This window comes from Massilia sp. PAMC28688 (assembly GCF_019443445.1).
Taxonomy (GTDB): domain Bacteria; phylum Pseudomonadota; class Gammaproteobacteria; order Burkholderiales; family Burkholderiaceae_D; genus Telluria_A.
Genome location: NZ_CP080378.1, coordinates 1,829,554 through 1,841,853 on the forward strand (window position 1 = coordinate 1,829,554; position 12,300 = coordinate 1,841,853).

General features: G+C 63.8%; 13 protein-coding genes. 3 read left to right on the forward strand and 10 right to left on the reverse strand.

The features are described from left to right. Entirely contained in the window at nucleotides 1-1,047 is a 1,047-nt protein-coding gene (locus tag KY495_RS08180) for a type 1 glutamine amidotransferase domain-containing protein (RefSeq protein WP_219883163.1), read from the reverse strand. Between the two features lie 65 nt (nucleotides 1,048-1,112). After that, nucleotides 1,113-1,895 carry a YfaP family protein gene (locus KY495_RS08185; RefSeq protein WP_219883164.1) on the reverse strand — a complete coding sequence of 261 codons (783 nt, stop codon included), beginning with the start codon at nucleotides 1,893-1,895 and terminating at the stop codon, nucleotides 1,113-1,115. A gap of 173 nt (nucleotides 1,896-2,068) precedes the next feature. Here KY495_RS08185 and ettA point away from each other — a divergent pair, with 173 nt between their 5' ends. Then, complete coding sequence (ettA, locus tag KY495_RS08190; protein WP_219883165.1) at nucleotides 2,069-3,736, forward strand: energy-dependent translational throttle protein EttA; 1,668 nt, start codon at nucleotides 2,069-2,071, stop codon at nucleotides 3,734-3,736. Between the two features lie 67 nt (nucleotides 3,737-3,803). On the opposite strand, the gene KY495_RS08195 is transcribed toward ettA, so the two are convergent. Beyond that, on the reverse strand, nucleotides 3,804-4,370 hold the full coding sequence (locus KY495_RS08195; RefSeq protein ID WP_219883166.1) for a porin family protein: 567 nt from the start codon (nucleotides 4,368-4,370) through the stop codon (nucleotides 3,804-3,806). A gap of 189 nt (nucleotides 4,371-4,559) precedes the next feature. Further along, entirely contained in the window at nucleotides 4,560-5,156 is a 597-nt protein-coding gene (locus tag KY495_RS08200) for an alpha-ketoglutarate-dependent dioxygenase AlkB (protein ID WP_219883167.1), read from the reverse strand. 60 nt (nucleotides 5,157-5,216) lie between these two features. Between KY495_RS08200 and KY495_RS08205 the strand changes: the two genes are divergently transcribed. Beyond that, nucleotides 5,217-5,798, forward strand: coding sequence for a molybdopterin-dependent oxidoreductase (locus tag KY495_RS08205; protein ID WP_219883168.1), 582 nt, complete (start codon nucleotides 5,217-5,219; stop codon nucleotides 5,796-5,798). On the opposite strand, the gene KY495_RS08210 is transcribed toward KY495_RS08205, so the two are convergent. Continuing rightward, nucleotides 5,789-6,151, reverse strand: a complete 363-nt coding sequence (locus tag KY495_RS08210) for a hypothetical protein (protein ID WP_219883169.1) — start codon at nucleotides 6,149-6,151, stop codon at nucleotides 5,789-5,791. The two genes, KY495_RS08205 and KY495_RS08210, sit on opposite strands and share 10 nt — an antisense overlap. A 336-nt stretch (nucleotides 6,152-6,487) precedes the next feature. Between KY495_RS08210 and KY495_RS08215 the strand changes: the two genes are divergently transcribed. After that, complete coding sequence (locus KY495_RS08215; RefSeq protein ID WP_219883170.1) at nucleotides 6,488-7,969, forward strand: sensor domain-containing diguanylate cyclase; 1,482 nt, start codon at nucleotides 6,488-6,490, stop codon at nucleotides 7,967-7,969. On the opposite strand, the gene KY495_RS08220 is transcribed toward KY495_RS08215, so the two are convergent. Genes KY495_RS08220 through KY495_RS08240 form a run of 5 tightly spaced genes read right to left on the reverse strand, consistent with a single transcriptional unit; the run spans nucleotide 7,970 to nucleotide 12,271 of the window. Further along, nucleotides 7,970-8,788, reverse strand: a complete 819-nt coding sequence (locus tag KY495_RS08220; RefSeq protein ID WP_219883171.1) for a Rossmann-like and DUF2520 domain-containing protein — start codon at nucleotides 8,786-8,788, stop codon at nucleotides 7,970-7,972. After that, nucleotides 8,788-9,366, reverse strand: coding sequence for a DUF924 family protein (locus KY495_RS08225; protein ID WP_219883172.1), 579 nt, complete (start codon nucleotides 9,364-9,366; stop codon nucleotides 8,788-8,790). The genes KY495_RS08220 and KY495_RS08225 overlap by 1 nt, the downstream gene beginning before the upstream one ends. 26 nt (nucleotides 9,367-9,392) lie before the next feature. Further along, nucleotides 9,393-10,139, reverse strand: a complete 747-nt coding sequence (locus KY495_RS08230) for an MgtC/SapB family protein (RefSeq protein ID WP_219883173.1) — start codon at nucleotides 10,137-10,139, stop codon at nucleotides 9,393-9,395. Nucleotides 10,140-10,187: 48 nt separating this feature from the next. Then, on the reverse strand, nucleotides 10,188-10,454 hold the full coding sequence (locus KY495_RS08235) for a hypothetical protein (protein ID WP_219883174.1): 267 nt from the start codon (nucleotides 10,452-10,454) through the stop codon (nucleotides 10,188-10,190). Beyond that, nucleotides 10,454-12,271, reverse strand: a complete 1,818-nt coding sequence (locus KY495_RS08240; protein ID WP_219883175.1) for an aminopeptidase P family protein — start codon at nucleotides 12,269-12,271, stop codon at nucleotides 10,454-10,456. Before KY495_RS08240 ends, KY495_RS08235 begins: the two co-directional genes overlap by 1 nt. Nucleotides 12,272-12,300 lie beyond the last annotated feature (29 nt).

Below are 12,300 nucleotides of genomic sequence, written 5' to 3' on the forward strand. Positions count from 1 at the left end.
CTAAGGGTTGGCCAGCCGCTGGATCTGGAACGCGTCGTCCAGGCGCCACTGCATGCCGGCGACCAGCGCGTGCATCAGCAGCAGCATCTTATCAAAGCCCTGCCCTTCGGCCTGCTGACGGCGGGCCGGCTCGAAGCCGTCGCGATAATACGTGGCCAGCAATTTGACGCTGCGCTCCTCATCGGTTGCCCGGCGCGCCACGGGCTGGTGGCCGAGCGCGCGGATCATGCCCTCGGCGGTGGACCAGCTAGCCCAGGGGTTCTGGCCCGTCACCAGGCGGCCATCGGTGACGGCATGGTCAAGAAACAGCAGGCCGCGCGACAAGCGGGCACCTTCGGCGAGCGCCTGGTCTTCGAGCAGGAAGGGAAATACCTGGCGCGCATCGTCACGCAGGAACAATTCCTCTTCATTGGTGACCATGGTGACCCGCTTGCCCGCCACGAAAGGCTTGCCATCCTCGCCCGTCAGCTTGAGCAGGGCGGCGGGGCCGTGGCAGATGGCGCCCACCACGCCGCGCTTGCCGATTGCCTTGACCAGGCGCGCCACGTCCGGGTTGCCGGGGAAGTCGAACATGGCGCCCTTGCCGCCCACGAAATAGATGGCGTCGTAGCGCGCCGCGTCCACATCTGCCAGGCGCAGCGATTGCTTCACCCTGGCCTGCGCGGCCGGATCGTTGAGAAAGGCGTAATCGAGATCGGTCATGTCGTCGAGCACTTCCGGGGGCCGGCCGCCGGCCGGGGAGGCAATATCGACGTCGTAGCCATTGACCTTGAAGACATAGTAGGCGCGCGACAGTTCGGTCAGCTCGTAGCCCGCTTTCTTTTTCCCGTCGGGCATGCGCGCAGCGCTGCTGACCACGGCCAGGATGCGTCCCCGCTGGTCGGGCACGGCCTGCCTGAGGTAAGCGATGTCGGCCGGGGTGGCATGGACGTTGGGCCGGGCAATCTTGTCAATGCCCAGGCTCAGGTAGTACAGGTAGGTGGCGCCGATCAGCAATGCCAGGACGGCGGCAAGCCAGGCGGCGCCGCGCAGGATGGTTCGTTTCATGTGATGTCTCCTTGATGAGAGACAGCAGCATGCGCCGGGGCGCGTGAAAGAAATGTGAAGGCTGCCTAATACAGGAAGGATTTCACCAGTTTCAGGTCGCCGATGCTACGCAGCGGCAGCACCATGGATTCGCGTTTTTCGCGCGGCGTGTTTTCATTGAACACCAGCGTGATGCGGGCGGTGATGATCTGCTTGCGCCGGCCCGTTTCATCGAAGTGGTAGCCGTTGTCACCGAGCTTGCCCCAGTAATTGATGTACACGTGATAGTTGCCGCGCATGGGTGAGGCCAGGGTGAACATTTCCGGGCCCGGGCCATCCACGCTGTCGGTGTCCAGGCCGCCGCCGGTCTTGAGTACCGGCCCGGCCCACCATGCATGCTGGCCATCGGGCGTGATGATGTGCATGTCGATTTCCGAGTCGGGGTCATCCCAGGAGCAGATCACGCGGATCACGGGCTGGGCGCTGCTGCGGTCGGCTTCGTAAAACTGGATCCGTCGCATGGATTTGCCCTGCGGCGTGCGCAGCTCCACACTGTTGCTGCCCGCGCCAAAACGGTAAGGCCGCGCATAGTAGCCGGACGAGTCGGTCAGCAGCGGCATGGGATTGCCGTTCACAATCAACTGGTGGCGTACCCGCTTGTCCCGGGACGCGGCAATTTTCCCCTTGATCATGCTGCGGTTCACCTGGGCCCCGCGGTCAATCGGCGAATAGGGATAGGCGACGCCAGCCTGGGCACTCTGATCGACCTGGCCCCTGCGGTTCCAGCCACCGGAGGGCGAGGCCAGTTCCTGCGCCAGCGCGGGCGCAGCGGCCAGGAGCAGCAGGGAAAACACATGGCGCAGTTGCATCGGCAAGCTCCGGCTGGATGGGAATGCCTGTATTCTAACTGTTGCCGCTTTGTCTACACCAGCATTTCCTGCGCCGGGGTCCCCGGGGCCCCGAAATGATGGCCAAACTCCAGCAAGAGCGGTCTTGTTTATTGTATCCTGTTGACCTTCTGTTTATTCCCCGAGAGTCCTTAATGGCCAATTACGTCTATACCATGAACCGCGTGGGCAAAATCGTCCCGCCAAAACGCCAGATCCTGAAGGACATTTCCCTGTCATTCTTCCCGGGAGCCAAGATTGGCGTGCTGGGCCTGAACGGCTCGGGCAAGTCGACGCTGCTCAAAATCATGGCCGGTATCGACACCGACATCCAGGGCGAAGCCGTGCCCATGCCTGGCCTGAACATTGGTTACCTGCCGCAGGAACCACAGCTCGATCCCGAGCAGACGGTGCGCCAGGTGGTCGAATCGGGCCTGGGCGAAGTGTTCGAGGCCCAGGCCAAGCTGGAAGCCGTGTACGCCGCCTACGCCGAGGAAGACGCCGACTTCGACGCCCTCGCCACCGAGCAGGCACGCCTGGAAGCGATCATCTCCACCTCCGACGGCGGCAACCTGAACCTGCAGCTGGAAATGGCGGCCGACGCCCTGCGCCTGCCACCCTGGGACGCCAAGATCGGCATCCTGTCGGGCGGTGAAAAGCGGCGCGTGGCGCTGTGCCGCCTGCTGCTGTCCAAGCCCGACATGCTGCTCCTTGACGAGCCGACCAACCACCTCGATGCGGAATCGGTGGACTGGCTCGAGCAATTCCTGCTGCGCTTTCCCGGCACCGTGGTCGGCATCACCCACGATCGCTACTTCCTCGACAATGCCGCCGAATGGATCCTGGAACTGGACCGCGGCCACGGCATTCCCTGGAAAGGCAACTACAGCTCGTGGCTGGAGCAAAAGAGCAACCGCCTCAAGCAGGAAGAAGCGACCGAATCGTCGCGCCAGAAGACCATTGCCAAGGAACTGGAGTGGGTGCGCCAGAATCCAAAGGGACGCCAGGCCAAGTCCAAGGCGCGCCTGGCCCGCTTCAACGAACTGTCCGAGCACGAATACCAGAAGCGCAACGAGACCAATGAAATCTTCATTCCCGTGGCCGAGCGCCTGGGCAATGACGTGATTGAATTTAAAAACGTCTCGAAAGCCTTTGGCGACCGCCTCCTGATCGACAACCTGTCGTTTACCGTGCCGCCGGGCGCCATTGTCGGCATCATCGGCCCCAACGGCGCCGGCAAGTCGACCCTGTTCAAGATGATCACCGGCAAGGAACAGCCGGACAGCGGTGAAGTGGCCATCGGCCAGACCGCCAGGGTATCCCTGGTGGACCAGAGTCGCGACGAGCTGGCCAACAGCAAAACCGTGTTCGACGATGTGTCGGGCGGCGCCGATACCCTGTCGGTGGGACGTTTCGAGATGCCGTCGCGCGCCTACCTGGGCCGCTTCAACTTCAAGGGATCGGACCAGCAAAAAATCGTGGGCAACCTCTCCGGCGGTGAGCGTGGCCGCCTGCACCTGGCCAAGACACTGCTGCAAGGCGGCAACGTCCTGCTGCTGGACGAACCGTCCAACGACCTGGACGTGGAAACCTTGCGGGCACTGGAAGACGCGCTGCTGGAATTTGCCGGCAGCGTGATGGTCATTTCCCACGATCGCTGGTTCCTGGACCGCATCGCGACCCATATCCTGGCGTTCGAGGGCAATTCGCAGGTCACTTTCTTTGACGGCAATTACCAGGAATACGAAGCGGACAAGAAGAAGCGCCTGGGCGAAGAAGGCGCCAAGCCCAAGCGGATCCGTTACAAGCCACTGACCGTGTAAGTAGTTGGGTCGAAAAAAAAGCCCTGCCGATCACTTGGCAGGGCTTTTTTACTTATAAGCGGCGCGATCAGAAGCTGTAGCGCGCGCCCACGGTGACAGCGTCAGTCTTGGCGCCGAAGTCGCGCTTCTTGCCGTTGCGCTCGTATTCCAGAACCAGCGCAACCTTTTCATTCATGTTGTACTGGCCGCCAATACCGGCATACACGCCGTTATCGCTCTCGCTGTAGTTCAGGCCCGGATAGACCGTGTTGATGCGGTCCTTGGTGTGGACCGCGCCCAGCTTGCCGTACACGGAGAACTGTTCGGTTACCGGCATGGTGGCCTTGGCCGCCAGGTAGCTGCGGCGGCTACGGGTTTCTGCATTGCCGGACAGGGTGCCCACCGTCACGCGATGGTCATCCGAGCTTTGCGAATGGCCTGCTTCCACGCCGAAGGTCGGGGTGATGTCGGCGCCAATAAAAATCTTGCCCGCGGCATTGCGGTCGCCACCTTCGGTGGTGGTCGCGCCGCTCACGTTCAGGTCGTGCTTGGTGGTGGTGACCCCCACGCCCACATAAGGCTTCGAGATCATCTGTGCCTGGGCAGCAGACATGGCAACGGTAGCGGCAACGGCGGCGAAAATAATTTTTTTCATGGCGAACTCCTTTGAGTGAAACAGTCTGGTTCGCGAGTCCCAATGATTCGCGAGTAGCCAAGATAGCATTCTCAAATCGGCAACAGTGCGCCAAAGCCGTAAGATACGTAAGCGAATGTAAGCAAAACCCCTATTTACTGACTCATCAGTCAGAAATATATGCATAACATTGCCTGAAATTACCAGCAGTTAGCGGATATAACGAAAAGTGAGGTTAACCCGGGGGCCGAGGACGCGCGTGGATTTATTGATGCCGTGGAGCCAGTGCGACTGGGTCGGCCCGCGCATGATCAGCAGGCTTCCTGAAGGCAATGCCAGCTTGACGGTTTGCCTGGACTGCTTGTGCCTGAGTATGAAATTGCGGCTGGCACCAAAACTGAGCGAAGCAATCGTGGGCGCGGGACCGAGTTCCACTTCGTCATCGCTGTGCATGCCCATGCTGTCGCGCTCGTTGCGGTAGTAGTTCAGGAGTACGCTGTTAAAGCGGTAGCCGCTGGCCGTTTCCACCGCGTCGCGCAGGGTGGCAACCAGGGGCGACCAGGCTTGCGCTTTCATGGTCAGCCCGGAATAGCGGTAATCGGCTTCGCCCTGCCAGCAGGTCAGGCGCGGCTGCAGGAATTGTTTGCCCCACAGGGTGATGGTATCGGCGCGCCACGCGGTTTCCTCCACCAGCCGGGCCAGCACGGTGGCGTTATCGATCGGCAATGGCAGCTGGGACAGCAAGGCAAGGTCCCCATCAGGCAGGGGAATCGGCTGCCATGCGGTGGCGGATGCGAACAGGTCCATGACAATGTAGTAACGAAAAACCGCTATGATGGGGGGTCATCCACGGTTTTTCATTGTCGCATGAATAAACGCCTCTTTCTCGGCACGGCGCTGGCAGCCGGCGCCGCTCCCATTCTTGGCGCCGCCGCCGTCCAGCGTGCCAGCGGCCCGGCCTTGCTGACCGTCACCGGTGACGTCAAGCCGAACCGACCTGCCTTTGATCCGGCACGCGATGTGATGATGAGCAAGCATCAGCTCACGTTTTCCAATGCGCATGCCTTTGATTTTGCCGCACTGCTGGCCATGCGCGCGCTGACAATCAAGCCGACGCTGGAATACGACGCCCGGGTCCATTCCCTGCGCGGTCCCTTGCTGGCCGAGGTGCTGGCCACCGCCGGTGCCAGGCTGACCGACACGACGCAACTGGTGCTGCGCGCGGTCGACGGTTACGCGGCCACCATCACGCTGGCGCAGGCGCGCTCAGAGCGCTTCATCGTGGCCACCCACATGGATGGTCAGCCAATGGCGCTTGGAGGCCTGGGGCCGCTATGGGCAGTAGTCGATGCAGACCGCTTGCCGGCCCTGGCGGCCAGGCCGCTGGCGGCGCGCTTTGCGCTCTGTCCGTGGGCCCTGTACCACATTGAGGTGCGCAATCAGGCGTAGGCTTCGGCCAGTGACATCACGCGCGGGGTCACCTTGATGCCAACCTTGCTGAAAATGTCGTCAATGGCGGCCAGGTTGGCTGCCCCTTCTTCCGCCTTCCAGCCATTGAAAAGGTCGGTACCGTTCTTCTGGAAATGCAGGTCCAGCACCTTGCCCTTGTCCTTGTGCGTGTAGGGCTGGCGCTTCGTGTTCTGGAACCCCAGCTGCTCGAGGGCGGCCAGCACTTGCGTTGGCGGATTGTCGGGATCGGTGGCCATGAAGATGCCAAAGGTCTTGCCCGGCGGCTTGGCGGCAACATCCACCTCGTATATGCCGGGCGCTTTGCTTACCGACGTCGTTTTCAAAAATAACATGTCCATCTCCTGGTTCCCGTGATCCCGGCGTCAACACTGCCCCATCGACAACGCCGCCTATCCCGTCATCGGTCAAGCTTATTGGGATTTTTTCTGTTTGTCGATGCATCTGTGCATCTTTTTATGCGGGCAGGATAGCGCCTGCTTGTCCCCGGGCCACACAGGCGCCTGCCAGTGCCCTCCTGTACCGCCGGCGCCACACGGGATTGCCTTGTACAAAATTTAATTGCTTGCCTTTGGGCATTAATGCAACACATAATGCAACTTCTGATTGCAGGTGTCCGTTCGCTGCCCGATACTCATGTGCTGTTCTGAAACTTTACGAGACATGCCGCGATGCGCCTGTTTGCAGCGAACTACCGCCTGCTGGGCTGGATCACGCTGATTCTGATCGGCGGCTTCATCACGACCACCGGGGCGGCCTTCGTCGCCTCGCGCGATGCCATCGAGCACAGCATCTCGCAGCAAGCCCTGCCCCTGACCGGCGACCTGATCCACGCAGGCTTGCAAAAAGATATACTTTATCCCGTCTTCATTTCTTCCATGATGGCCCAAGACCCGGTGGTGCGCGACTGGCTGGCCGATGTCCGCAGCGAGCCGGCACTGATCCAGAGCTATCTGGACAATATCAAGCTCAAATACGGGACCGTGGCCAGCTTCATCGGTTCCGAACAGCGCCGCATGCTGTATCACACCTATGGCAGGCCGAACCCCATCGAGGAGGGACGCCAGCAGGACGAATGGTTTTTCCGCATGCGCGCCATGGCCGGCAAGGCTTACGAAACCAATATTGAAATCGATGCCCAGTATTCGGGCCAGCCCACCCTGTTCCTCAACCACCGCGTCACCGACCGTACCGGCCTGTTCCTGGGCGTGGCGGGCGTGGCCATCACGCTCGACACCATGAACCAGGTGCTGGCGCGCTACCAGGCGCGCTACGAGCGCAAGATCTACTTCGTCAACGACAGTGGCAAGGTCATGCTTTCGGGGGTCATGCTGAACGAGGAGGAAAGTTCGCTCGAGCGGCGCTCCGGCATGAAGGCCATTGCGCCGGCCATCCTGAACCGCAGCACCACGCCGACCAGCCTGGCGTACCGCGACGGCCAGTCGGACGTGCTGGTCAACTCGCGTTATGTGCCGGAACTGAACTGGTACCTGGTGGTGGAACAGAGCGTGAGCGGCAACGGCGTGCCGCTGACCCGGCTGTTGACCATCAACTTCCTGATCAGCCTGGCCGTGACGCTGCTGGTGCTGGTGGTCACGCTGTTGACGGTCAACCGCTTCCAGCGGCGCCTGGAAAAGATGGCCACCACCGATGCCCTGACCGGCCTGCTGAACCGGCAGGCCTTGACGGTCCTGTTCCGCCAGAGCACCCTGGTGAGCAAGCGCAATGGCCAGCCGCTGTCAGCCATCCTGTTCGACATCGACCACTTCAAGAGTGTCAACGACCGCTTCGGCCACCTGGCCGGCGACTCGGTGATCCGCCAGGTGGCGGCCATTGCCCTGGAAGTGGTGCGCGAGAGCGACCTGGTGACACGCTGGGGCGGCGAGGAATACCTGGTGCTGCTGGGCGACTGCAAGCTGAGCAAGGCCATCACGATGGCCGAGAACCTGCGCCGCCGGGTGGCCGAACATGATTTCGGCCTGCCCGGCGCGCCGGTCATCACGATCAGCCTGGGGGTGGCCCAGCATCGCGACGATGAAAGCGAAAACGCCTTTTTCAAGCGCACCGACGACGCGCTGTACGGCGCCAAGCACGGCGGGCGCAATTACACCAACGCGTCCTACATTCACCCCCCGGCGCCGCAGCTGTTCTGACTAGCGGCGCGCCGCCAGCGCCACGGTGGCGCCGGCCAGGGCACGGTACAAGTCCCCGCTGGCGCCATCCCAGGCATCGAGCGCCTGCTGCTGGCGCGCCACCGTGGCCATGTCGCCGCGCGCAATGGGTCCCGTCAATGCCTGTTCCGGCCCCAGGCGCAGTACATTGTCCAGCGTTTCGGCGGCCAGCGGCGCGGCCAGTGCGCGTGCCACGTCCGGCGGCACCCCGGCTGCCTGCCAGGCGCGCAGCGCGGCGTCCAGCACCGTGACCAGGTAATTGGACGCAAACACCGAGGCCGCGTGGTATACCGTCTTGGCGGCGGCGTCGATCTGCACCGTACGTGCGCCAATGGCGGCCAGGGGTCCTGCCAGCAGCGCGAGCGCGGCGGCATCGCCCTCGATGCCGCAGAAGGTGGGGGCAAAGTGCGCTGCCACATGCGCCGGGTCGGCAAAACTGCGTACCGGATGCACGCTGGCCGTCAGTGCGCCGGCGCCAGCCGCCGCGGCCAGCTCGGCGGACGCTTTGGCGCCGCTGCAGTGGAACACCACGCTGCCGGCAATGTGGGGCAGCGCCGCCAGCCGGTCGCAGACAGGCGCGATCTGGTCATCGGCCACGGCCAGCATCCAGCACTGCGCCGGGCGCATGTGCGCCAGCGCCGACACTGCCAGTCCGGCCCCCATGAACCGGACCGCGTCCACGGCGCTGGCCGGGGAGCGGGTTAGCACATCCTGCACCGCCAAGGTGCCGCTGCCGGCAAACAGGCGCCCAAGCACACGCCCCACCTTGCCGGCGCCGATGATATTGAGGGTGGGCGCCATCAGAAACCGGCGCCGGGCAGTGCCAGGTATGCCAGTTCCTCGGCGCTGCTGGCCCGTCCCAGGATGGGATTTCGGTGGGGGAAGCGGCCAAAGCGCGCGATCACGCCGCGGTGGCGATGCGCGTAGTCGAGCGCCTGTTCGAAGCCGGGGTGCTCGGCCGCCAGGGCCGTAAACAGCGTCACCGACTGCTCCTGCATGTGGGCATCCTCCGCGTGCTCGAACGGCATGTAGGCAAACCAGCGCTGCATGGGACTCAATTGCAGGTGTTGGCCGGAATCGACCAGCTGGCGCGCGGCCGCCAGCGCCAGCGCATCGCCCGCAAATGCGGCCGGCTGGCCGCGCGCCGCATTGCGGGTGAACTGGTCGAGCACGAGGATGCGCGCCAGCGTGCCTTGCGGGCCCTCGGTATCCCACTCGCGCAGGCCGCCGGCCACGGCCTGCTGGATCAGGCCTGCGAATCGCTCTTCGATGGCGGCGTCAAAGGCGTCATCCTTCTTGAACCATTCCTGGCGCGGCTGGCCGTGGCCCGGGTCGGACGGCGGTAAAAACCAGAAATCGAGAATCTGCTGCGCTGTCATGGCGCGTCCTTTAGGTTGGTGGTGGTCTAGTTGCGCGCGTGCGACACCTGGAAGCTGTCGATGCCGGCGAACGCGGCCAGTTCGGAGGCCAGCTCGGGCAGCGGCGCGCCGCTTTTCTTGGACAGGGCCAGCGCCACGAAGCGCCATTCCTGCATGCCGTTGACGCTGCCGATGGTAAGCGAGCCGCCGGCAATGGTGTAGCCGCGCTGCAGGGCGATGCTGCGCAGCTTGTCCATGCGGGGCGCGAAATCGGGCTTGAAGCGCATCATGATGGCCACTGCATGGCGTGACGGCAGCCATGCTTCGATCTTGGACAGATAGATCATGATCATGGCCGCGAAAAACGCCAGTCCCATGGCCGCCAGGTAGAAGCCCACACCCACCAGCACCCCGATCACCGAGGACGTCCAGATCGAGGCGGCAGTTGTCAGGCCGCTGATGTTGAAGCCTTCGCGCATGATGACGCCCGCGCCCAGAAAGCCGATGCCAGTCACAATGCCCTGGATCACGCGGGTGGGGTCGACCGACATCATGAGCGAGTCGCTGCTGCCGCCGAACCAGAAACCCGGATAGCCGCTCACGATGGTCAGCGCGCACGACGCCATGCATACCAGGCCATAGGTACGCATGCCTGCCGCGCGCCCGTGGTAAGAACGCTCGTAGCCGACCAGCAGGCCAAGCAGGAGTGCCCCCGCCAGGTGCAGCAGGATGACGAGATTGGTGCCGATTTCCGGCGCCGACCAGTAGGAGGCAATCAGTTCGGACGTAAGCATGCTTTTCCCTTTCGTGGCGCCAGCGCACTGGCGCGCATCCTGCTGACCTTATTGTTGCGGTTTTTTCTTGACCAGCTGCTTTTCAAAAGCGACGTCATACTTGCTCACACGCCGCACTTCCTGCGGGCCGAGCTTTTTGACAAAGGCGACGAATGCGTCGAGCTCGAGCGGCTCGCACAACGGCGGACCGCCAGGTTCCTCGGACAGGAAAAACAGGCCGTCGCCGGTGCGCGCCATGGAGTAGCCGGGGTTGCCGGTGCGTTCCTTGAGGCGGTCGACCGCGCTGCTGGCGCGGGTGGAGCGTGCAGTTGACATCAGAATTCCCTCGTTCGTTCTTCGAGCCAGCGCGCGGCATCGCCGGCGACGTGTGGCGCCAGGCGGGCGCGCACCACGCCGTGATAATCGTTGATCCATGCCAGTTCGTCGGCGCGCAGCAGTGCGCGGTCCAGGCAGCGCGTGTCGATGGGACACAGCGTGAGCGTTTCAAAGCGCAGGAAGTCGCCAAACTCCGTGGTCCCGGCATGCCGGTTCAGTACCAGGTTCTCGATCCGGATACCCCAGCGTCCCGGCCGGTAAATGCCAGGCTCGATGGAAGTGATCATGCCGGCCTCCATGGCCGTATGGGGCTCGGGCATGGTGGACGGCGAGATCGATTGCGGGCCTTCGTGGACATTGAGGAAAAAGCCAACCCCGTGCCCGGTGCCGTGGCCATAGTCGATGCCGGCCGACCAGATCGGCGCGCGCGCAATCGCATCGAGCAGGGGCGAGCGCACCCCGCGCGGAAACTGGGCCGCCGACAGGGCAATGAGGCCCTTGAGCACCAGCGTGAAGTCGCGCCGGTGCGCCGCCGTGATGGTGCCCACCGGGACCACGCGCGTGATATCGGTGGTGCCGCCCAGGTACTGCCCGCCCGAGTCAATCAGCAGCAGGCCGTCGCCCTCGATGACGGCGTGCGACGGCGCCGTGGCGCGGTAGTGGATGATGGCGCCGTTGGCATTGAAGCCGGCAATGGTGCCAAAGCTCGGGCTGACAAAGCCCGGCCGGCGCGCACGCGCCGCCGTGATCCGCTCATCGATCGCCAGTTCCGTGAGAGGCGCGCGCGCCGGGTCGCCCAGCTGCGCCTCGAGCCAGGCAAAAAATTCGCACAGGGCTGCGCCATCTTGCTCCATGGTGGCGCGCACATGGGCCGCTTCCACCTCATCCTTGCGCGACTTGGCCAGGGTGGACGGATTGATCGATTCAATGACCGTGGCACCGGGGCCGACCGCTTCGCGCATGCCGGCCGTGACGCGGCGCGGGTCGATCAGCAATACCGTGCCCGCGCCCAGGCTGGAAAGGGTGGGCGCGGCGTCGCCGTAGGTGGCCACTTCCACGCCGTCGGCCATGAGGCGCTGGCGCAGCTCCGGGCCGATCTTGGATTCACCCACAAACACGGTGGCGCCCTGGGGACCTATGAGCGCGTGGGCCAGGAACACCGGGTTGTAGGTCACATCGGCACCGCGCAGGTTGAACAGCCACGCAACATCGTCGAGCGTGGAGATGAAGTGATGGGTCGCGCCCAAGGCAGCCATGGCGGCGCGAACTGCCGCCAGCTTGCCGGTACGGTTGATGGTGGCATACGGCGGCGCGTGCTCGATCACGGCGTCGGGCGGGAGGCCCGGACGCTCGTGCCAGAACGCGTCGAGCAGGTCGATGTCGGTGCGCAGGCCAATGCCCCGCGCTTCAAGCGCCGCCTGCAGCGCGCGCGCGGTGGCAAGGCCCAGCACGCGCGCGTCCACCGCCACCGTCTGGCGCGGCTGCAGCGTCTCGGCCAGCCAGTCGATATGCTGCAGGCTGTTCCCGGACGGGATTTTCATGAGCGCGATGCCGCTGCCCTCCAATTCTGTCTCGGCCTGGGTCCAGTAGCGATTATCGGTCCAGACGCCGGCAAAATCGGCGGTGGCAATGAAGGTGCCGACCGAGCCGGTGAAGCCGGACAGCCATTCGCGGCCCTTCCAGTGCGCCGGCAGATATTCGGACAAATGCGGGTCGCTCGAAGGCACGATCAGGGCGTCGATTCCTTCACGGCGCATGGCGTCGCGCAGCTGCTGCAGGCGGGCTGCGCGCGTGCTCGGGGTGGCAGATGTAGGCATGGGCAAAAACTCGGGTTGGTCAGTCTGGC

What these genes read in the sequence shown, in the direction of transcription:
- KY495_RS08225 (WP_219883172.1), bottom strand. Translation starts at nt 9,366, where the DNA reads ATGACAGCGCAGCAGATTCTCGATTTCTGGTTTTTACCGCCGTCCGAC.
- KY495_RS08240 (WP_219883175.1), bottom strand. Translation starts at nt 12,271, where the DNA reads ATGCCTACATCTGCCACCCCGAGCACGCGCGCAGCCCGCCTGCAGCAG.
- KY495_RS08205 (WP_219883168.1), top strand. Translation starts at nt 5,217, where the DNA reads ATGAATAAACGCCTCTTTCTCGGCACGGCGCTGGCAGCCGGCGCCGCT.
- KY495_RS08210 (WP_219883169.1), bottom strand. Translation starts at nt 6,151, where the DNA reads ATGTTATTTTTGAAAACGACGTCGGTAAGCAAAGCGCCCGGCATATAC.
- KY495_RS08215 (WP_219883170.1), top strand. Translation starts at nt 6,488, where the DNA reads ATGCGCCTGTTTGCAGCGAACTACCGCCTGCTGGGCTGGATCACGCTG.
- KY495_RS08180 (WP_219883163.1), bottom strand. Translation starts at nt 1,047, where the DNA reads ATGAAACGAACCATCCTGCGCGGCGCCGCCTGGCTTGCCGCCGTCCTG.
- ettA (WP_219883165.1), top strand. Translation starts at nt 2,069, where the DNA reads ATGGCCAATTACGTCTATACCATGAACCGCGTGGGCAAAATCGTCCCG.
- KY495_RS08200 (WP_219883167.1), bottom strand. Translation starts at nt 5,156, where the DNA reads ATGGACCTGTTCGCATCCGCCACCGCATGGCAGCCGATTCCCCTGCCT.
- KY495_RS08195 (WP_219883166.1), bottom strand. Translation starts at nt 4,370, where the DNA reads ATGAAAAAAATTATTTTCGCCGCCGTTGCCGCTACCGTTGCCATGTCT.
- KY495_RS08220 (WP_219883171.1), bottom strand. Translation starts at nt 8,788, where the DNA reads ATGGCGCCCACCCTCAATATCATCGGCGCCGGCAAGGTGGGGCGTGTG.
- KY495_RS08185 (WP_219883164.1), bottom strand. Translation starts at nt 1,895, where the DNA reads ATGCAACTGCGCCATGTGTTTTCCCTGCTGCTCCTGGCCGCTGCGCCC.
- KY495_RS08230 (WP_219883173.1), bottom strand. Translation starts at nt 10,139, where the DNA reads ATGCTTACGTCCGAACTGATTGCCTCCTACTGGTCGGCGCCGGAAATC.
- KY495_RS08235 (WP_219883174.1), bottom strand. Translation starts at nt 10,454, where the DNA reads ATGTCAACTGCACGCTCCACCCGCGCCAGCAGCGCGGTCGACCGCCTC.